Below are 223 nucleotides of genomic sequence, written 5' to 3' on the forward strand. Positions count from 1 at the left end.
GTGGGACCGCATCGAGTCGATCGAAGGCGTATCGACCGAACACGACCACGTGTACGACTTCTCGGTCGAGGGACTGGAGACGTTCACCACGGCGGAGGGCGTCGTGACACACAACACGATGAACACGTTCCACTACGCTGGCGTCGCAGAGATCGACGTCACGCAGGGGCTCCCCCGGCTCATCGAGCTGGTGGACGCTCGGAAGACGCCGGACACGCCGATG

At 63.7% G+C, this 223-nt stretch carries 1 pseudogene; it reads left to right on the forward strand.

The window, feature by feature from the left end:
* A pseudogene (locus tag EXE44_RS21830) lies at positions 1-223 on the forward strand (DNA-directed RNA polymerase subunit A''); the annotation flags it as partial.

This window comes from Halorubrum sp. SS7 (genome assembly GCF_005435055.1).
GTDB lineage: Archaea > Halobacteriota > Halobacteria > Halobacteriales > Haloferacaceae > Halorubrum > Halorubrum salinarum.